Annotated in this window: 18 protein-coding genes and 1 other RNA gene; 3 read left to right on the forward strand and 16 right to left on the reverse strand. The window is 50.5% G+C overall.

Translation table 11 applies throughout. The annotated features are described in order from the left end of the window. Nucleotides 1–29: 29 nt before the first annotated feature. The 3 genes from ACO5JD_RS07205 to ACO5JD_RS07215 all read right to left on the reverse strand — a co-directional run bounded on the left by ACO5JD_RS07205 (nucleotide 30) and on the right by ACO5JD_RS07215 (nucleotide 2,506). The gene (locus tag ACO5JD_RS07205) at nucleotides 30–311 is read right to left on the reverse strand and encodes a PTS sugar transporter subunit IIB (RefSeq protein ID WP_021626590.1); all 282 of its coding nucleotides are present in this window, start codon (nucleotides 309–311) and stop codon (nucleotides 30–32) included. Nucleotides 312–504: 193 nt separating this feature from the next. Beyond that, nucleotides 505–1,968, reverse strand: coding sequence for a PTS ascorbate transporter subunit IIC (ulaA, locus tag ACO5JD_RS07210; protein WP_484988769.1), 1,464 nt, complete (start codon nucleotides 1,966–1,968; stop codon nucleotides 505–507). Between the two features lie 85 nt (nucleotides 1,969–2,053). Beyond that, nucleotides 2,054–2,506 (reverse strand): PTS sugar transporter subunit IIA, encoded by a 453-nt coding sequence (locus ACO5JD_RS07215; RefSeq protein ID WP_484988771.1) that lies wholly within the window; start codon nucleotides 2,504–2,506, stop codon nucleotides 2,054–2,056. 283 nt (nucleotides 2,507–2,789) lie between these two features. Between ACO5JD_RS07215 and ACO5JD_RS07220 the strand changes: the two genes are divergently transcribed. Continuing rightward, nucleotides 2,790–3,677, forward strand: a complete 888-nt coding sequence (locus tag ACO5JD_RS07220) for a DeoR/GlpR family DNA-binding transcription regulator (RefSeq protein ID WP_484988773.1) — start codon at nucleotides 2,790–2,792, stop codon at nucleotides 3,675–3,677. 709 nt (nucleotides 3,678–4,386) lie between these two features. Here ACO5JD_RS07220 and rpsI read toward each other — a convergent pair. From rpsI to ACO5JD_RS07285, 13 genes are all read right to left on the reverse strand, one after another. Then, nucleotides 4,387–4,779 carry a 30S ribosomal protein S9 gene (rpsI, locus tag ACO5JD_RS07225; protein WP_021626478.1) on the reverse strand — a complete coding sequence of 131 codons (393 nt, stop codon included), beginning with the start codon at nucleotides 4,777–4,779 and terminating at the stop codon, nucleotides 4,387–4,389. Between the two features lie 2 nt (nucleotides 4,780–4,781). Continuing rightward, nucleotides 4,782–5,222 carry a 50S ribosomal protein L13 gene (gene rplM / locus ACO5JD_RS07230; RefSeq protein WP_021626479.1) on the reverse strand — a complete coding sequence of 147 codons (441 nt, stop codon included), beginning with the start codon at nucleotides 5,220–5,222 and terminating at the stop codon, nucleotides 4,782–4,784. A gap of 257 nt (nucleotides 5,223–5,479) precedes the next feature. After that, nucleotides 5,480–6,208: a glucosamine-6-phosphate deaminase gene (gene nagB, locus ACO5JD_RS07235; RefSeq protein ID WP_484988775.1), complete on the reverse strand. Its 729-nt coding sequence runs from the start codon at nucleotides 6,206–6,208 to the stop codon at nucleotides 5,480–5,482. A gap of 97 nt (nucleotides 6,209–6,305) precedes the next feature. Continuing rightward, nucleotides 6,306–6,995: an N-acetylmannosamine-6-phosphate 2-epimerase gene (locus ACO5JD_RS07240; protein WP_484988777.1), complete on the reverse strand. Its 690-nt coding sequence runs from the start codon at nucleotides 6,993–6,995 to the stop codon at nucleotides 6,306–6,308. Nucleotides 6,996–7,006: 11 nt separating this feature from the next. Then, a complete protein-coding gene (locus tag ACO5JD_RS07245; RefSeq protein ID WP_484988779.1) occupies nucleotides 7,007–7,981 on the reverse strand; it encodes an ROK family protein in 975 nt (324 codons plus the stop codon). Nucleotides 7,982–7,993: 12 nt separating this feature from the next. Continuing rightward, nucleotides 7,994–8,914 (reverse strand): dihydrodipicolinate synthase family protein, encoded by a 921-nt coding sequence (locus ACO5JD_RS07250; RefSeq protein ID WP_484988781.1) that lies wholly within the window; start codon nucleotides 8,912–8,914, stop codon nucleotides 7,994–7,996. Nucleotides 8,915–8,961: 47 nt separating this feature from the next. Continuing rightward, the gene (locus tag ACO5JD_RS07255; protein ID WP_484988783.1) at nucleotides 8,962–9,840 is read right to left on the reverse strand and encodes an acetylxylan esterase; all 879 of its coding nucleotides are present in this window, start codon (nucleotides 9,838–9,840) and stop codon (nucleotides 8,962–8,964) included. Then, the gene (locus ACO5JD_RS07260; protein ID WP_484988785.1) at nucleotides 9,840–10,835 is read right to left on the reverse strand and encodes an acetylxylan esterase; all 996 of its coding nucleotides are present in this window, start codon (nucleotides 10,833–10,835) and stop codon (nucleotides 9,840–9,842) included. The genes ACO5JD_RS07255 and ACO5JD_RS07260 overlap by 1 nt, the downstream gene beginning before the upstream one ends. Nucleotides 10,836–10,916: 81 nt before the next feature. Continuing rightward, the gene (locus ACO5JD_RS07265; RefSeq protein WP_021626487.1) at nucleotides 10,917–11,768 is read right to left on the reverse strand and encodes an ABC transporter ATP-binding protein; all 852 of its coding nucleotides are present in this window, start codon (nucleotides 11,766–11,768) and stop codon (nucleotides 10,917–10,919) included. Further along, complete coding sequence (locus tag ACO5JD_RS07270; RefSeq protein WP_484988787.1) at nucleotides 11,768–13,792, reverse strand: dipeptide/oligopeptide/nickel ABC transporter permease/ATP-binding protein; 2,025 nt, start codon at nucleotides 13,790–13,792, stop codon at nucleotides 11,768–11,770. The genes ACO5JD_RS07265 and ACO5JD_RS07270 overlap by 1 nt, the downstream gene beginning before the upstream one ends. 2 nt (nucleotides 13,793–13,794) lie before the next feature. After that, nucleotides 13,795–14,736, reverse strand: a complete 942-nt coding sequence (locus ACO5JD_RS07275; protein ID WP_021626489.1) for an ABC transporter permease — start codon at nucleotides 14,734–14,736, stop codon at nucleotides 13,795–13,797. 135 nt (nucleotides 14,737–14,871) lie between these two features. Continuing rightward, nucleotides 14,872–16,458: an ABC transporter substrate-binding protein gene (locus tag ACO5JD_RS07280; protein WP_484988789.1), complete on the reverse strand. Its 1,587-nt coding sequence runs from the start codon at nucleotides 16,456–16,458 to the stop codon at nucleotides 14,872–14,874. A 257-nt stretch (nucleotides 16,459–16,715) separates the two neighbouring features. Then, nucleotides 16,716–17,627 (reverse strand): patatin-like phospholipase family protein, encoded by a 912-nt coding sequence (locus ACO5JD_RS07285; RefSeq protein ID WP_484988791.1) that lies wholly within the window; start codon nucleotides 17,625–17,627, stop codon nucleotides 16,716–16,718. 144 nt (nucleotides 17,628–17,771) lie between these two features. Between ACO5JD_RS07285 and ssrA the strand changes: the two genes are divergently transcribed. Further along, nucleotides 17,772–18,142, forward strand: a transfer-messenger RNA (tmRNA) gene (gene ssrA, locus ACO5JD_RS07290). An 835-nt stretch (nucleotides 18,143–18,977) separates the two neighbouring features. After that, nucleotides 18,978–19,454 (forward strand): hypothetical protein, encoded by a 477-nt coding sequence (locus ACO5JD_RS07295; protein WP_484988793.1) that lies wholly within the window; start codon nucleotides 18,978–18,980, stop codon nucleotides 19,452–19,454. Nucleotides 19,455–19,482: the final 28 nt, after the last annotated feature.

The raw sequence follows: 19,482 nt of genomic DNA on the forward strand, positions 1-19,482 counted from the left end.
GAAGCTACACAGGGCGTTTATTCAAAAATCTAGCCCAGCTTTGCCTTGAGCTTTTCTTCAAGCTCGGCCTTGTCGAGGATGTTGCTCAGAACAACTTTGCGATCCTCGGGGATGTTGGCAATGAAGTCACCGAGGTCGGCACCAACCACAAAGAGGTCGGCAGCCGTGGGGTTGATATCAGAAATGGTGGTGTGATCAACCTCGATCTCGCTGTGACCAAGCTTCTTGACAACTTCCTCGGTGTTCATGTGAACAATGAGACTGGAGCCGAGACCAGAACCACAGGCGCACATAATCTTACGAATAGCCATAGTGATCTCCTTTTGGTTGGGCCGCCAATAATCGTTTTAGCGGCGTGTTCGTACCTAGTCTATCCACTTTTTCTAGCAGTAATACAAAACAAATTACCACGCCGATAAACGGTGCTTCTAGCGAAGGAGCCGAAGACACTCGGGCTCCGGCTCCATGTTTGGCTATCTCGTCATTCGGACAAGAACTGAGGCATTAGGCCTGCTTCTTGGGAGCGACGAAGTTGTAGATAATCGGCAGCAAGTAAACGATGACACAAATGGCAACAAGCAGACCACCCTGTGCAAAGTTCACAGTGTTACCAAAGACGATACCCATCCAAGAGAAGTCAGCATCAGAGAACGTAGTGCCAACATAGCCCAGAGCGCTAAAGACAGGCATGCAAATCATAGGTAGGAAGGTAATGAGCAGACCATGTGCAAAGGAGCCAGCGATGCAGCCTTTGAGACCGCCCTCAGCATTACCAAAGACACCAGCGGTTGCACCACAGAAGAAGTGTGGCACGACACCGGGGAGGATAAGAGCAACCGGAATGGCTGTGTTGATGCCGTTAAGAATAAGCAGACCAACGATACCGCCGATGAAGGAGCTCAAGAAGCCGATGATGACAGCGTTAGGAGCATAGGTGAAGGCAACGGGGCAGTCCAAAGCAGGCTTTGCGCCAGGAACGAGCTTGTCAGCAATACCCTTGAAAGCAGGAACGATCTCGCCAATGATCAGACGGACGCCGGACAGGATGATGTAGACGCCACCAGCAAAGCTCATGCCAGAGGTAAGAGCCCAGACAATCCAGTTGGTCTTGGTCTCGGTGCCAATGTTAAGCAGAGCACCAAGGTTGCCAACAGTAAGACCATAAGGAGCAAGCAGCTCAGCAGCTGCAGCTGCATCGGTACCAGCAGGAACGATGTTCAGCAGACCCTTGGCAACAGCAACGCCAACAACAATCAGGAAGAAAACCATCATCGTGATGGAAATAGAAACGGTAGTATCACGCAGGAAGACAAGACGCTTGGGGAAGTTAATCTCCTCGGTGCTCTTGCGCTTGGGGTCATTAGCAAAAAGCTTACCAATAACGCCTGCAAACCAATAACCGATACCGCCAAAGTGGCCCAAGGCAACACCGTCGGTGCCAGTAACCTTACGGAAGGTGACCTGGCAATAAGCGGGAGACAGAACCATGATGAAACCAAGCAGGCAACCACCAGCAATGTACAGAGAGACACCCTCAAGGTGACCAGCGCCACCAAGAATGACAGCAATCATGCATGCCATGTACAGAGTGTGGTGACCAGTCAGGAAGATATAAGGCATACGGGAGAAACGGGCCAGAACAATATTGAGCGCCATGCCCAAAGCCATGATGATGGCGGAGCTGGTGCCAAAGTTCTGAAGAGCGTCAGCGACAACTGCCTCGTTGTTGGGAACAACGCCCTGCATATTAAAGGCGTAGTTAAAAAGCTCACCAAAGGCGAGCAGAGAGCCAGTCTGCAGGAAAGATGCACCTGCGGACAGCACCAAGAAGCCAACAATGGTTTTAATGGTGCCCTTGACAACATCTTCGATAGGCTTGTGCTGCAGGCAAAGACCCACAAGTGCAAGCAGACCGACTAGAATAGCCGGCGTCGACAGAATGTTGACAACAAAGTCTAGTACTGCCATTTTTCCTCCTCCAGTTGCAATGTGCTTTACATGGTTCTGCTTGTATTACAAACGTGCTCAGACGGCTAAGCCGCAAAGCCACGCATTAGGCGACAGGTGCCTCAACAAAAATCCTGTAAACCTCATCGGCATCAGCAGCAGTTGCCACTTTTTCGATGTTTGCAGGGTCGGCAAACATCGTCGCCAAGATGCGCATAACATCAATGTGCGAATCGGGATCTGTTGCAGCCAACGTAACGATGACGCGAACAGGCTCGCCGGGTTTGAATTCGACACCCTGACGCGCAATGGTTACCGCGAGTTGCTGCTTGATAACGCCCTGCTCGGGACGAGCATGTAAAAGAGCCAAATCCGGAGCAAGCACAAAGTACGGACCAAACTTGTTTGTGTTTTCGATGATGCCGTCAATATAGGCAGGTGTAACAAAGCTGCCATCTACCAGCGGTTGGACGGCAACATGAATAGCGTTTTGCCAGTCTGCACAAGAAGGAACAATCTGCACGTTTTCTCTTTTGAGCATTTCAGACATAGCACCCATAGTGTTACCTCCCCTCAAAAATCGGCTCTAAACACTAAAAGCACCTTAAGATCTTTCTGTTAGCGCTTAAGCTTTTGGAAAGTTCATAGATGCTTCTCATTACGTGCATATTCTATTCATGTTTTTTCCTGTTTTGTTCGAAAAAAGTACACATTTGCGTTTCTTCTTGTTTTGTACATAATTCCTACATATTTATGGTAAATTTAAAAAAGGTTCAACAGTTTGGAGGTATCGTGAGATAAATTTTTTCACAAGCTCATCGGCCTAGAGAGGGGGTGCGAGCTTGTTTCGTCGGGAGCGCTGGGAGCAAATCGTTGCTATTCTTGAAATCGAGGGTTCGGCTAGTGTCGAGAACCTTGCACGTCGCTTTGGCGTGAGCGTCGATAGTATCCGCAAGGATTTACAAAGTCTTTCTCGCGAAGGCCGTATTGAGCGTTATTACGGTGGAGCCCGCAGGATTAGTAATCCCTCCCCTACTGCTGTCCGCCGTAGTGGTCAGAACTTTGCTCGAGGTTCCGGAGCTGCCCCCCGGCCTACTGCTCAAACTCATCCTTGGCCTTGGAATATCTCCGAACCCACCTTGGGCCCCATTTCTGTCGAACAAGAAGCTGATACCACAGCACATCAAGCTCGCGAAGCAGTTGCCCGGCGCGCATATCTTGAAATCAATAATGGTGACTCCATTTTCTTGGATGTGTCGCGAACAAACCTGTTGCTAGCAGATTTAATTGCCGAAGGCGACAAGCGTGTCATTGTTACCACCAATATGATTGAAGTGCAGCAGCGCCTGTCTTCTCTATCTCATGTTACGGTGTTAGGTACAGGCGGCTATCTCAACGTACAAGTTACAGGTTCAATGAGTTCTGCTACCCAAAGTTTGTTGGAGCCTCTACTGATGGCAAAGGCATTTATCGGAGCAAGCGGCGTCAATCTCAAACAAGGAGCCGTGACTTCCAACTCCATCGACACCGGCGAGATGAAAGAGCGTGTGATTCATAATGCCTCCTATCGCTTTCTGCTGGTAGAAGAAGAGAAGTTCCATCGTCCTGGCATGTTCCGTTTTGCTTCCATCACGGACTTCTCAGCAATTATCACAAACACTTCGGATCCTGAGATCTTGGCCAAGCTTTCTCGCTATGGCATCCCCACACTTCGCTCAAATCCAAGCTAGTTAGGCATGCCGAGCTCTTCAGCCAAGCAAATCCGCCTACGCTTAAACTCACTTTCTTCTCAGATCCGCCATCGCCCCATCCCCATATTCATGCACGTAAGAAAAAATGTCTGGGTATATGTCCTATCTATACCCCCATCTGTTCCAACTTGAGGTTGGGTCAGGTAGAAGCAGAGCGTACGAGAAGGGTACACGTCTGTGATATCAACTTGCCTTGTAGCAACGCATCGTGTAGCAGAAGCCACACTCTGTTTCATGCCAAGTGCCAAACACCACGTTCTACTTCACTTTTTTCATCAAAAGCCACGCATCTCTTCATGCCCAAAAAATTTACCTGCGGAAACGTCAGGTCCTTTGAAATAGAATGTGGCTTTTGACATTTTTTCTGAAACAGAACGTGGCTTTTGGCAAGTAGGATCGCGCCGCTTGAAACGATGTGTGGCATTTGACAAGCAAAGCTGGGCGAGATGAAACGGGATGTGGTGTTTGACAAGCAGAGCCATACCGATTGAAACGATAGGTGGCCTTTGGCAAGCAGAGACAGATTGCAGCTGGGCAGAGCACCACAGCAAGCCCAGAGCGGCACCGCACGCGGAACACCAGAGCGCCCCACCGCCGCACACAAAGCCACAACACAAAAAAGCCCGCCGGTTTCCCAGCGGGCGGAAAGGGCAAAACCCAGATATGCACAAAATGCGACGCAGAAAGTTTAGCGCTTGGAGAACTGCGGACGCTTACGAGCCTTCTTCAGACCGTACTTCTTGCGCTCGACAGCACGTGCATCACGGGTGAGGAAGCCGGCCTTCTTGAGGTCAGCGCGGTACTCACCAGCAGAAAGCAGAGCACGAGCAATGCCCAAGCGAATTGCGCCAGACTGACCATTGATGCCGCCGCCATCACAATTGGCAAAAACATCAAAGTGGTCAACGGTATCAGTCACACGGAAAGGCGCCAAAGCATTGTCAACAAGCTGCTGACGACCAAAGTAGTTGAGGGCGTCGCGGCCATTGACCACGACCTTGCCAGTGCCGGGTACGAGACGCACGCGAGCGGTGGCCTCCTTACGACGGCCAGTGCCGGTGTAGACGACAGTATCTGCCATGGCTAGGCCCTCCAATCAATCTGCGTGGGATTCTGAGCGGTGTGAGGATGCTCGGGGCCAGCATAGACCTTGAGCTTCATGCCCTGCTGACGACCCAATTTGGTCTTGGGAAGCATGCCCTTGACAGCGTGCTCAACAACACGCTCAGGATGCTTTTCCATAGCTTCCTTAAAAGACTCAAAATGCATTCCGCCCAGCCAGCCGGAGTAGCGCCAGTAGCGCTTTGCATCTGCCTTGTTGCCGGACAAAACAACCTTGTCAGCGTTGATAACGACAACAAAGTCACCCGTGTCAGCATTAGGGGTGTACTGCGGCTTATTCTTGCCGCGAAGCGCCATAGCCGCCGTCGTTGCGAGGCGACCGAGCGTTGCGCCATCAGCGTCGATGAGCAACCACTTGCGCTCAATCTCGCCCTTGTTGGCGTAATGAGTCGACTTGTTCACTTGACTCCTCCACTTACCTACTAAAATGCGCCAGCTCCTGGACGAACAGACGCTTGCTTTTTCTTCTCAGAGATTACGGGGCTCTGCAAAGAAGCGTTCTCAAGTATAGCGCGAAAAAATGCCCATGTGCAGGGCTTTTTTTCATACACAACTTATACAAGCAAACCCCCACTAGACAATCTAGCGGGGGTCACAACTACAAAATGTCCGGCTTAAAACCCAGGAGGACAAAAAACCATCTGTTCCTGCAGCTTTACTTACTTAAGCAAAGCCAGCGCCTCGCTATCGGCAACAATTGTGCAGTCAGGATGCAGCTGCAAAGCAGAGGCAGGCACTTCAGGCGTCACGGGACCACGAACAGTATCGTAAATTGCCTGTGCCTTCTTGGGACCATTAGCAATCAGCAGAACGCGACGAGCACGCATGATGGTGCCAACACCCATGGTGTATGCCTGACGAGGTACGTCTTCAATATGATCAAAGAGACGGCTATTTGCCTCAATGGTCGACTCAGTAAGATCAATGCATTGGGTACCAGCAGCAAAGGCGGCGGCGGGCTCGTTAAAACCAATATGACCGTTATTACCAATGCCTAGCAGCTGCAGATCGACATATCCAGCAGCTTCAACCAACGCATCATAACTCGAGCATGCTTCTTCAGCGTTGGGGTTGGAGCCATCGGGTACGTGGGTTGCCTCAATATCAATATTGATGTGTGAGAAGAGATGCTCGTTCATAAAGTAGTGGTAACTCTGAGGATCATCGTGAGACAGACCACGATACTCATCAAGGTTGTACGAGCTTACCCGAGAGAAATCCAAATAGCCCTGCTTGTACCAATCAATAAGTTGATTGTACGCCCCAATAGGAGTGGTACCCGTAGCCAAACCCAAAGCACAATTGGGCTTGAGCAGTACCTGTGCACCAATAATGGCTGCAGCCTTGCGACTCATATCCTCATAGTCTTTTGCCTCAATGATGCGCATACGGCATCTCCTTTCGCGGAAACCCAATGAAACTCATTTTTAAGCCGAGCAAAACGTTCGTTCACTCAAATCTTTCGCAACAATACTGGATTACACCTTACTCATCAATTGCAGCGCAAAACCACTTGGTAAGAGAAGTGGGATGGGTAATGCCCGTACCCACAACAACTGCCCACGCGCCCGCACTCATAGCAGCAGCAGCATCAGCTGGTGTGTGGACATGCCCTTCACAAATCACAGGCATGCCTGGGAATTCTTCAACCGCCTGACGCAAAATTGGCAAATCGGGGCCTTCCGCCATTGTGGTATTGATAGCAGCCTTGTTGTGCGAAAGAGTTGTCGAAACCAAATCACAACCAGCAGCAACTGCGCGACGAATATCTTCGATTGTCATGCAGTCAGCCATCACCAGCGTCTCGCACTGCGCGCGCAAATCAGCAACCGTCTGTTCAAAGCTGCGGCCATCCGGACGAGGGCGATCCGTCGCGTCGATTGCAACCACATCAGCACCTGCATTTACACAAGCAATAGCATGGCGCAGAGTTGGTGTGATATAGACACCCTCATGGCCTTCTTTCCAAATACCAATAACGGGAACGTCCACTCGACCCTTGATAGCAGCAATATCGGACAATCCTTGACAGCGAATAGCTGCGGCCCCTCCTAGCTCGCATGCACGCGCCATCTGAGCCATAGTTTCGGGATGACGCAAGGGCTCACCAGGATAAGCCTGCACGCTAACGATGAGTTTGCCCTTCAGATTTTGGATGAGCTGTGGCACTGCCATGAAGCTTCCTCCTACTCACTAATCTCTGCGTAACCTGAGTGCAAGAAGTTTTCTGCCGCACCGATAATCGGAGCATCTCCACCGAGATCACCACTGACAATCGCTGTCTTTTGGACGGGCGGCATTGCTTGTCCCATAAACGCCTGATGCATGGCATCAGACCAGTCGGGACCGCACTGTGCTACCGAGCCAGACAATATGACGCAGGCAGGGTCAAGCATATTGCACATGCTACCAAGTACCTCACCTAATGCTCTGCCCGCGCGCTCTTCTGCTCCTTTGGCGGCACTATCCCCATCCGCAGCCAGCCGATCAATTTCAGCACCATCCATGGGACTGCCATCTGCCTGAGTATCACTGCCACCAAGGCGAATAAATTCCTCAATAATGCCAGGACCTGCAGCAATAGGCTCAAGATGACCAGTTGCTCCGCAAGAACAGGGAACACCTGCCGCTGCAATGCAGGCTACATGTCCGATGTGTCCTGCTTCATCGTGAGCACCAAGCATGATGGTGCCACGTTCTACATAGGCGCCACCAATGCCAGTACCGACAGCTACCACCAAACAGCTCGACATTCCACGACCACCGCCGCGGCGCGCCTCACCTAGAGCATGAGCATGTACATCATTCAAAACGCGGCAAGGCAGACCCGAGGCAGCGCTAACTTCTGCTCCCAGATGCGTACCGCCCCACCCAGGCATAAGATCATTTGCAAAGGTAATGTCCCCGTTGCGAGGATTAACCACACCTGCGCTGGAAATACCCACACCAATAGGTTCGACACCCAGCTCACAAGCACGCGTTTGAGCAGCTTTGACCTGCTCGATGACTGTCGCCAAGACGTGCTCGCCGCCGCGTTTGGCCTCAGTGGGAACTTTTTCGACTGCCTCAACGCGGACTGAATCCTCGCTCAGCAATACAATCCCACACGCAATCTTGGTACCGCCAATATCAACGCCTACAACTGCAGTTTCTTTTGACATATGTCAACCTCCTTAGAGCAGACCGTTATTCGCAAGTACCGTGCGAATAGCTTCTACCTTGGTACCCTCAAGCCGCTTTACCGGGCGAAGCATTTGATTGGTAGCAAAAATACCCATGAGTTGCAGCGCAGTCTTAAAGGCGCCAACGCCACCCGCATAGCCCTGAACACCTGAAGTGACATCAAAAATGTGGCTAATTTCGTTTAGCTTATCCTGCTCGGCCTTAACTGTTGCCCATTCCCCTGCCTCAGCAGCTTTCCACATGCGGACGTAGCCCGTAGGCTCTACATTAGCAAGACCAGGCACCGAGCCATCAGCACCAGAAAGATATGCGCCATCAACTACAATTTCGTGGCCTGTCAGCAGTGACAGAGGATGTCCTGCTTTCTCATTTGCTTGGCAGAGATAGCGGAAGGAAATGTCATCGCCAGAGGAGTCCTTGACACCAGCAAGCACGCCCTCCTCACCCAAACGAACGAGCATCTTCCAATCAAGCTTGGTGTGTACGCATACAGGAATGTCATAAGCAAAAATCGGCAAATCGAGCGCCTCGTGTAGGGCACGAAAATGCGCTTCATTCTCGGCTTGCCCACCCAAGGCATAGAACGGCGCTGTAGCCACCAGAGCATCTACGCCCAGCTCCTGAGCGCGCTTGCCCTGCTCAAGTACGCGCTCGGTCTCAGTATCAATGATGCCAAGCAAAACGGGAACGCGGTGGTCAACAATCCGTACAGCTTCGCGCGCAATTTCGTCACGACGCTCGTCCGTAGCAAAAGCAACTTCACCCGACGAGCCCAAGAAGAACAAACCATCAACACCCGCATCAATCATGCGGTTGATGCTACGCTCGAAAGACTCAACATCAAGCTGACGATCATCAGTATCGGGAACAACCACAGGAGGTACAACACCACGAAGTTTGAAATCTGACATTGTCTTTCCTTTCCTATGTTGGAAGTACTTCTTCTCTGTATGCAAGCCTACAAGTGCATAAACGCCAAAAGTTTATTTTCGAAGTCATTGACTCGTTCGTGGGCATATTTTGGATAATCCACGCAGGTCACATTCCCTGCAAGAGCAGATACCACCTCTTTGGTAGCAGATGGCAATGCCTCTGTATCTATCAAACAACGCCCCACCAATGTCTGCGTGGTCACAAGCGCTGCAAATGAACGCGTATCTACATAACTCAGTGTGTTAAACAACGCTTCCGCAGTTGCGCCACTTGGGTCAGCTTCGCGAAAATGTCGCCGTAATCCTACAGTCAAATCCCCATCAGCATCGCTCTCCCACAGACGTTGCCAGTTTGCCGCAGAAGGGTTGAGTGCAGCGCATTTAAGTAGCGTTGCTGGACTCAAAATTATCGAGTTTAAAGCAGCGGCGTCTACAGCGAGCGCTCCACCCAAGCCTTCGCCCCAAAGCATGAGTCCCGAACGAGCACAAAATGTTTGAGTTGCCGCAATGCTTACAGCAGTTAGCGCATCTTCGATAATCTGGACCAACTCCAAAGCGTTGGGGCCATTTTGCCAACCACGAGTAACATCGCCTGACCATGAGCGCATCTCTGGCGCAAATACCGAATACCCCAGGGACACAAAACGAGAAAGGTGAAACCAGCCTCGCTGTGGTCGACCTACATCATGAAAAACCACCACACAAGGTCCTTGTGACAGCTGCTTTGGTTGGAGATAGCGTGCGTGCAGTTCTGCTCCATCGCTTGCGAGATAGCTCAGATACTCGCATCTAAGCTTTGAACTGCTTTTTATGACATCTGCGGGATGGCGCTGCACGTTTTGATCAAGCAAAACTCGACCTGCCCGCACACGCCAGTACTCTTCAAAATCGCGGGGAGCACTCATTATACGTTTGCACCTCCCCTTATGCCTACAAGACCCAACTGATAAAAATCATTAATCAAATCATCGTAAGCTTGGATTTCCTCATGACCAAAAGATGGAAACGTTACATGAGTCTTGGGGCAGTTGAGTGCATTGTAGACGGCATATTGCGTAGGCAGAGGGCAAACCGTATCGGAAAGGCCAGACCCAAACAGCACTTCGCAGCGCACCAAATGAGCAAAGCTCAGCGTATCGATATAGGCAAGTTTGCCAAAGATCTCGTCTTGGCGTGTGCCATCTGGATCAAACCAACGCGAGTAATAACGTAGTCCCTCATAAGCAATTTCATCTCGACCCAGCTCAAAGACCCGATGAAAATCCGACAAGAAGGGATACAAAATAGAGGCACGTGTAATCAAATCGGAATTAAGCGCACAGCACGCAATGCCCATTCCGCCGCCTTGGGATGCGCCATTCACAAAGACACGAGCAAAATCAATACCCTGTAACTGACGCACAATCCGACAAAGTATGCGCACGTCTTGGTAAAGACGCACGTAGTAACTGTCCTTCATATCTCCATCAATGCCTGCAATGAGATGCCCTGAAACCGTTGTGCCTTTAAATCCACCGACATCTTCGCTTTTGCCACCCTGTCCAGGGTTATCCATAGCGAGCACCGCATATCCCAAGCCCGCAAAAGAGGCCTGCTCAAACCAGCTACGTGTAGCTCCTGGATAACCATGAAACTGCAATACTAGAGGCACCCGCGCATCTGTAACCGGCAAGACGTACTTTGCATATAGCCGCGCTTCGCCCATCCCATAAAACCACAAATCAAAGAAATGGCAGCTATCATACTGGAGCACCTCGTCTGCAGGCGAGATGTCATAACGTAGCGGCATGGCATCGGCCTCAGCCATCCTCTCCGCCCAAAACTCATCAAAGTCAGGCGGCAGCACGGTAGCGCCATGTGCTTTTTTGAGTTCTGCAAGCTGAGATGCAGTTACAGGCACAAGCCACCTCCAGATATACCAGACCAATGAGCGGAGACGCGGCATCTCGTATGAGACGCCGCGTCAAAGACAATCAAGTGTTTATCTTCCCAATTTGGGGTGGAGCAACGAAGGCGCAGCGGCAAGAAGAGTCCTTGTGTACTCATCTGACGGGTTATGGAACACCTCGTCCGAAGGTCCAAATTCAACAACCTTGCCCTTGTTCATAACAGCAATATCATCGGAGACATAGTGCACCGAAGAAATATCGTGAGAGATAAAGACCATTGCTAGACCCAAATCGCGTTTAAGGTCAGTCAATAGGTTCAAAATCTGTGCACGCACCGACACATCCAGTGCAGAAGTAGGCTCATCAGCGATGATTGCATCGGGTCCCAGCGAAAGCGCACGAGCAATAGCCACACGCTGACGTTGGCCACCTGAGAGCTGACCCGGCAAAGCCTCAAGACTACTTGAGGGCAAGCCGACCATATCCAACAATTCGCGCACACGTTTTTCTTGCTCGGGAGCACTGCCAATGTGATGTACCAACAATGGATCCATTAGCTGGTCATGCACAGTCATGCGAGCATTAAGCGCAGTGGCAGGATTTTGGAAGACCACCGAAATGACACGGCCAATCTTCATACGATCCTCGGCAGAGCGTTTTGTCACGTCTACGCCTTTAAACCATACTTTACCCTCAGTAGGCGTCTGTAGACCACACATAACATTGGCGGTCGTGGACTTGCCACAGCCAGACTCGCCGACAATACCAATCGTACGCCCTGGCATCAAGCGCAGCGTGACACCTTTCACCGCCTGCACCAAATTAGGATGCAGAATGGGACCTGTACGTGTACGGAAAGTCACCTTGATGTCATCAAGAAAGATGATAGGGGTAACACCATCTACCGTGCCATCAGGCGCAGTGTTCTGAATGGTTTCGCTCATTACTCAACACCTCCCTTGACTTGCTGTGCATGTGGTACAAGACCAGCAGCAATCATGTCCTCATCGGGAATTTCGTTATACACATGGTTGGGCTGACCCGCTTCAGTCTTGAGGATAGGCCTGATATCCAAACCAAGCTCAGGATGACTCGAGCGCGGAGCAAAGCGATCGCCTGTGGGGAAGTCCTTGGGCGAGGGCACAGTTCCTGGCACCTGATGCAACCTGCCACTTGCTGCCTCGATGGAAAGGACCGAGCCAAGCAAACCACGGGTGTATTCGTGAATCGGATTGGCAAGCAGTTCGCTTGTAGGAGCCTGCTCGACAACCTGACCGGCATACATAACCGTGATGTAGTTAGCAACTTCAGCAACCAAGGCCAAGTCGTGACTGACAAAGAGCATGGCAAAGCCAAGCTTCTCACGCAGCTCATTCAAAAGCTTGATGACCTGCTTTTGCACCGTAACGTCAAGCGCTGTTGTAGGCTCATCGCAAATTACCAAACGTGGATCACGCGTCAGAGCCATAGCGATAAGCACGCGCTGGCACTGACCACCGGACAACTCATGCGGGTAACTTTCAAGCGTACGTTTGGGATCAAGACCAACAAGCTCAAGAAGCTCTTCAGCCGAGCGCGTGCCACCACGATCGGTGAGCTGCTTCATCTGAGCTCGGATAAGCATTGACGGGTTAAGTGAGGACAATGCGTCCTGAGGCACCATAGCGATTTCGTGGCCGCGCAGGGCTTCGCGTTCCTTGTCGCTCAGATCCAACAGATTGCGACCATCGTAAAGAATCTCACCCGAAACCGTTGCGCGCGGATCAAGCAGACCCATCACCGTAAGAGCTGTGATGGATTTGCCACAACCAGACTCGCCCACCAGACCCATGGTCTGACCGGGACGAACGGCATAGCTTACGTGGTCAACCACATTGACATCACCATGGCGTGGGAAGCGGATACAAAGATCCTTAACCTCAAGCAAAGGCTTCACACTGTAGTCAGGCTTATGACGATCGGTGCGCTGAAGCTCTACATCATGCAATGCAGCAAGCGAGGCGGCAAGAGCGGGAGCCTGAGCTTTGTAAGCAGAGACAGGATCAGCGAGAACACGATCTTTTTCACGAGTGGATTCGTTGTTTGCATCAACACTAGCTGTAGGAGCTGCAACGATTGCGTCAGTGATGCCCTCAGCCAAGATATTGAGGGCAAGCGAGGTCAGCATAATTGCCAGACCAGGATAGAGCGCCTGCCACCAACGACCTGCTAAAACGCCTCCACGAGCGTTAGACAAAATATTGCCCCAGGTAGGAGTTGGCTCAACAATACCAGCACCAATAAAGGTAAGAGATGCCTCAAAAACAATAGCATCTGCAACCAGTGTCACCGTAAATACCATGATAGGAGCAATGCAGTTGCGCAGGACATGCTTCCACAAAATCCAAGGTGCGCGAGCGCCCGACACCACGACTGCTCGTACATAGTCTTCACCATACTCAGAGATGATATTTGCACGCACAATGCGAGCAATCTGTGGCGTATACATCAGACCAATGGACGCAATAATTGCCGGCACACTATTGCCCAACACTGAAACCAAAACAGCGGCAAGAGCAATGCCTGGGATGGACATAATAATGTCCAAGATACGCATGATGACTTCAGAGATCCATTTGCGCGTAACTGCAGCAAGGGCGCCAAGGATTGAGCCCAGTACAAGAGCAAATGCTACCGAACCAAAGCCAATAACAAGCGAGTAGCGGCCGCCATACATAAGGCGAGATAGTACATCGCGCCCCTTGTCATCAGTACCAAAGAGGAACTGACCGGAAGGAGCGGTTCGTGCAGAGAAAATCTCCGTTGGATTATGTGGCGCAAGCACACTCGCCAAGATAGAAATTACTGCAACAATCGCAAGGAGAATCAAAGCGACTTTCGAAGGAGTAGCGAGACGTTTCCAGCCACCAAGTCTCGGCTTGCGGCCAGCCAATGCCTCCAGCTTTTCTGTCTGTTCTTTTCTACTCATGGCTACACCGACCTAATGCGCGGGTTGATTAGCAGGTAGAGCATGTCAACCACAATGTTGATAACGATAAAGGCGATGGCGACCACGGTAGTGACGCCTTGTACCAGCGTAGGAATGTTGCCCTGAACACCTGCGAGTAGCGTCATGCCCATTCCTGGCAGATTGAATACAACCTCAATAACAACAGCACCGCCCATGAGATAGCCAATCTTCATACCCAAGGTGGTAACTGGAGTAATCAAAGCATTGCGCAGAACATTGCGACTAATGATGGTGGCATAGGGAATACCTGCCGCACGAGCAGTACGCACGTAATCGCGATCGAGCTCCTCAACCATAGATGTACGCACAATACGAATCATCTGACCAATAAGCGGAGTTGCCAGCGCAACAGCAGGAAGCAACATACGTCCCCAGTAGCCCGCTGTACCAAAGGGTGGCAAAGGACCAGAAACGGGTAGCTTGCCTAGGAACATCAAGATGAGCATGACGCCCAACCAAAATGAGGGTGTAGCCAATGCCGCAATTGAAAAAACACGCAACAGTTGATCGGGCCATTTATCTCTATAGAGTGCTGCAATCACGCCTAAGATGAACGAGATGATTGCACCAATAATCAAACCAATAAAAGTGAGCTGCAAAGTGACTGGCAAAGCCAAGGCAATACGCTCAGCAACCGATGCTCTATTGACACCATAAGTGCCCAAATCACCATGCAAAAAATTGTTCATGTAGCGGCCATAACGCACCAGCAAAGGATCATCAAGCCCATACTGCTCGTGGTATGCCTGCACCTGTTCTGTGGTGGCACTCTCTCCAAGGGCCGCATACGCCTCATCTACCGGCGAGAATGACATAAGGAAAAAAACAAGGAACGACACACCAATAATCATTATGGGAAATGCAATAAGACGTCTACCAATGAGACGCAGGAGGTTGTTCATGAGGCCCCTTTCTGTCCGCGTCTACTCTCGTCTCCCCCGTGGGAGAACGCAAAAACCTCTAAGGTTCTTGCGAAAAAAGGGCGCCAGCCACAGAGACTGGCACCCTTTCTCTGTCAGCGTATATACGCCGGAAGTTTATGCTCCGGTGGTAGCTGCGCCAAGGAAATCCATGCCAGGAATGGGGATACCGGCAAAGTCGGCAATCTTCTCGGCCTGATAAGCGGTGGAAACCTTGCGATGCAGGAGAGGATACAGAGGTACATACTCAGAAATCTTGTCGAAGCACTCGTTCCAAATCTTCTGCTGAGCGTCTGCGTCGACTTCCTGACGCGCCTTGTCCATGAGGTCGTTGACCTCCTTGAACTGATCGGGGTTGCCCGTCTGCCAGAAAGTACGGGTCTTGGTAAAGGCGCCATCGGCATAGAACCAGCACATAAGCAGGTCAGGATCATTACCAAAGCAAGAGGGGTCACCAGGAGCCAACAGGAAGTCGCCCCAACCCTCAGCACTGACGAGGTCAGCGTAGATGGCAGAAGACTGCTGGGTATTGATGGTAGTCTTAAAGCCAATAGCATCAAGGTCTTCCTTGACCTGTGCGGCCATAGAGACAATCCAGCCATGGTCGGTGGTGTTCAGAGTGACATCGCCAGGGGTCACGCCTGCATCAGCCAAAAGCTTCTTTGCTTTCTCGGGATCATAGGTATAGACATTTGCTGCCTTGTTGTAGTTAGCAAAAGTCTCAGGGATATAGCAGCTAGCTGCAGTTGCCTGGTTGAGCAGGACGTTCTCAATCATCTTGGGAACGTTAAGAGCGTAGAGGATAGCCTGGCGAGCAACATTGTTCTTCCAAGGATCCTTAGCGCAGTCAAATGCCAAGAAGGGCAGAGAGAAGCCCTGGATGGAGTCAACCTTGAGGCCAGCACCGGTAAGCTGATCGATGGAGTCAGCAGGGACGTTCTCCATAACCATCGTGGTGCCATCCATGGCTGCAGTTACACGAGCGGTATCGTCGACCATAGAAGTGTAGGTAAGCTTCTCATCCTTTGCAGGGAACTTGCCGTTGTAATACTCGTTGGGAACCAAGGTAACAGTAAGACCATCAGCGCTGATTTCGTCAAACTTCCAAGGACCCGTGCAAATCGGCTTTGCAGTAGCGTCATCGTCGCTCATGGACGTGGGAATAACGCCAAAGACCGCTAGGCGCTGCTTGATAAGGCCAAACGGATAAGCAAGTTTGACGGTGACTGTCTTGTCGTCCTTGACCTCCAGTGCAGAGAAGGGAGTAAGGAAGGACTGATAGATATTGCCCTCAGCACTTGCACGCTTAAAGGAGGAGACAACGTCTTCTGCCTTGACATCAGTACCATCGGAGAACTTTGCACCGTCGCGCAGGGTAATTTCATACGTAGTATCGTCAACCTTGAGGGGGTCATCAGCTGCAAGCTGGTTGTAGACCGAGAAGTCATGGAAGTCAAAGCCGTACAGGCCTTCCATCACATTGATGTTGACACCCATGCAAAATGCAGAGGAAGTCGTATCAGGGTGGAAGTTGTTACCTGCGTAGCCAGAGCCACCAGTGATGGTGCCGCCACCCTTGCCAGCAGGTGCAGCTGCACTACCAGAACCAGAAGGAGCAGGCTGACCACCGCATGCTGCGAGACCGAGCATAGCTGCTACCGCACCGGACGTACCAATAAACTGCCTACGAGAGATGGTTGACATGCATACCCCTTTCGAATGGGCTTACCCGACGACTATCGTCGATGACTGAACGAGCGCTTTTTGCGCACGCATTTGTCCTAATGATGCAAACAACTTTGATGTCACCGCGAGTGGATTTCGGCAGACGGTCGTAATCTGCCATGAACGGAATACAAGCTCATCAACTGGTACTATTATTGGATACCGCTTTTATATTACCTAGCAAAATATTAGGTTGATTCAACCAGCTCTTCACTTATTCATTTTTATAAATTTTTTTAATTCTTTTCGACAGGATGTAGAAACTCATCAATCTCAGCAAGGCGCGCCTCTGTCTGACGACGACCCTGAAGATAGAGGTCGAGCAAGGGCGCTCCATCATGCTCATTGACAGAAACTTCTACAGGCTTATCGGGAGCGATAACAAGGATCCGCCCTTCTTCCTCAAGCTGCCACAAACGCTTGCGCTGCTCGTTATAGCGGGTATGACGTGTACGAAGAGCCTCAAGATAGTAGGGGTAGTCATCGTAGAGGTGTGAGCGGATGGCAATGCGTTGTGATGAGGAAGTTTTTTGATACGTGCGGTCTCGAGTCAGTACAACAATTGCACGGTCTGCAGGAATATAACCCTCGGGCAATATGCCCGTTGCACTATCAAGTCCAAGCGCTGCTTCAAAGGCAACCGAATCACTCGTACCGCCATCAAGATAGCGATGACCACCAAACTCCACCATACGAGAAACCACGGGCAATGATGCAGAAGCGCGCACTGCCAAAAGGTCTTCTTTACTGCGTACAGATAGGTAGGCAGCCGTACCAAACACTACATCAGTTGCCACTGCATAAAGTTCAATATGATTATCAAAAAATTCATCATAATCGCAAGGATCGAGCTTGTTTTGAACCTCATCGTAGATGAACTCGCCGCTAGCCAAATCGCCCGTTTTTGCCAAAGACATAAAGGACATGAAACGGCGGTCATCGCGGAAGGCGAGCATGATACGCATGGTGCGCCCAATCTGGCGACTCTTTACATTGACAGCATTCATTGCACCAGCAGATGTGCCCCACACGCTGACATACTCCCCGCCAAGTCCCCGTTCCATCAACACATCAATGACGCCTGCAGTAAAAATTCCGCGGTACCCTCCGCCCTCAAGCACCAAAGCGATGCGATTTTGCGTATCCATATTGGCTCCTGTCTATATATATGCTCACTTGGGTAGAATAAACTACGTCAAAGCGTTATGCTGCGATGGTACTTTGAAATTCGCATGGTGGCCCTGTGCCCCTTTTTAACTGGTGCGCAACTGCGTGCCAGCGGCTTATTTTTTGGGGGCGACTGGTTTCGACAGGGTAATTCTGAGATGGGCAGCAGGTCGTGGTCTCCTCGCCACGTAAAACAGGGGTACAGTCAAAATTGAATTGACGACAACGTTCTTTCTTTTGAGCCTTCCATGGCTCTCGCCGCTTAATTAAGCCTGGCGCGTCTATCCGGGGAATACTCCCGCCCCCGGTGTGACGTCATCTAGGGAGATGCGTTTGCGGACGTAGTCGGTATGCCGCAGGCAAAGACCGAACCGACTGGGATACTGCGCGCTGGTCAGCGTGTGTACAGCATCCAAGATTAAATCGCTGACTGAACCTGGAGACACCTGTCAGGGAGTTGCTTTGGACCGGAGTTCGATCCTCCGCGCCTCCACCATGACGTTTCAGGCTCCTATCAGTGTTTCCGCTGGTAGGAGCCTTGTTTTGTAAAGATATATAAACTGCATGCAGCAACATAGCCACGCATGCGTCTGGCCAATGAAAAGCGTTTTTGACACATGTAAGTTTCGCTATTTGGAATATGGGTGGGACACAAACCACAGATGGTTCAAGTTTCGAGGTAAGCAAGCGTAATCGCAGGTCATTTTTTTCGCAAGTCCGAAGGATGAACCATCTAGCGAAACGAACCATCTAGCGAAATTTTGGCAGCGCGGGAAAAGAGCCACCGCCCCCACTCGAAAAAGCCCATCGCGCATCGCTCCCTCGCGAAAAGAGTCCACTGTTCGCCATCTCCTCCGGAAGACAATATGCCCCACACCAATTCTGACGTTGCAGCTTCACGCCGTAATACGTACCGCGTCGCGAGGCTATACGCGGGCTGCTAGATAGACCAAAGTCAATCAGGGTGAATATGGCATTTCCGAAGAGCTTCTCCAAAAATCTCGGAGTATATGTTTTTGTATCTCATATCAAGCGTGTTACCCTCAGTCAGTTGCTCAGCAGCCTCATCTAAAAAATGTAGATCATAACTGCACTTTTTAAGCTAGTGAATACAGATAGCTCTGCTCATATATCACAGCTCTGTAAATCAAACACCTTTGAATCCTAGACGGTAAAAACCACACGTATAGCATTTCTCTTAAATGCTCAAGCTCGTTTTATGGATCAATCACACGCAGGGCAACCGTCGGCCGCAAAACAATAACACGCCATTCAGCGCGTAAAGCACGAATTGAACAATCTAAAATTTGCTTCCAGAAGAAAGGAAAGCTATGGGATTATTTGATAAGTTCAAGAAAAAAGAAAAAGCCGAAAGCGCAAACACGCAAACAGAAATCTCTAAGGAAAGAAGTTCCAAAGAAGAAAGCCCTATGTTAATAAACGATATCCCAGTTTATGCTGAGTGGACAAAAAGCAACCTAAACAAAACAGGTTATAAAGTTGATTATGACTTGGACAGCATGAAAGAAATCGAAAGATTTTTTAATGAGCAGTCAAAGGCCGGTGGCGTGCTCAGTGGTAAATCGGGTTCCATTTTATTTGGCCTGGGATGCCTAATTGGACAAACTATTATAAAAATACATGGAGGCCATTGGGAAACAAATGACACAGACCCACAAGGGGAATTAAATATTGCAGTTAGGCTTCCTGACGGCTCCCTTATATGGCCAGTTCAAAGGTGTATGAAGCGGCTAGGAAACGGACCTGAAGACAATATATACGATTACGTATTTGTTATTACGAAATAGCCGAGCGCTGCTTAGTGTCTTATAGCAG

Source organism: Olegusella sp., from assembly GCF_057238325.1.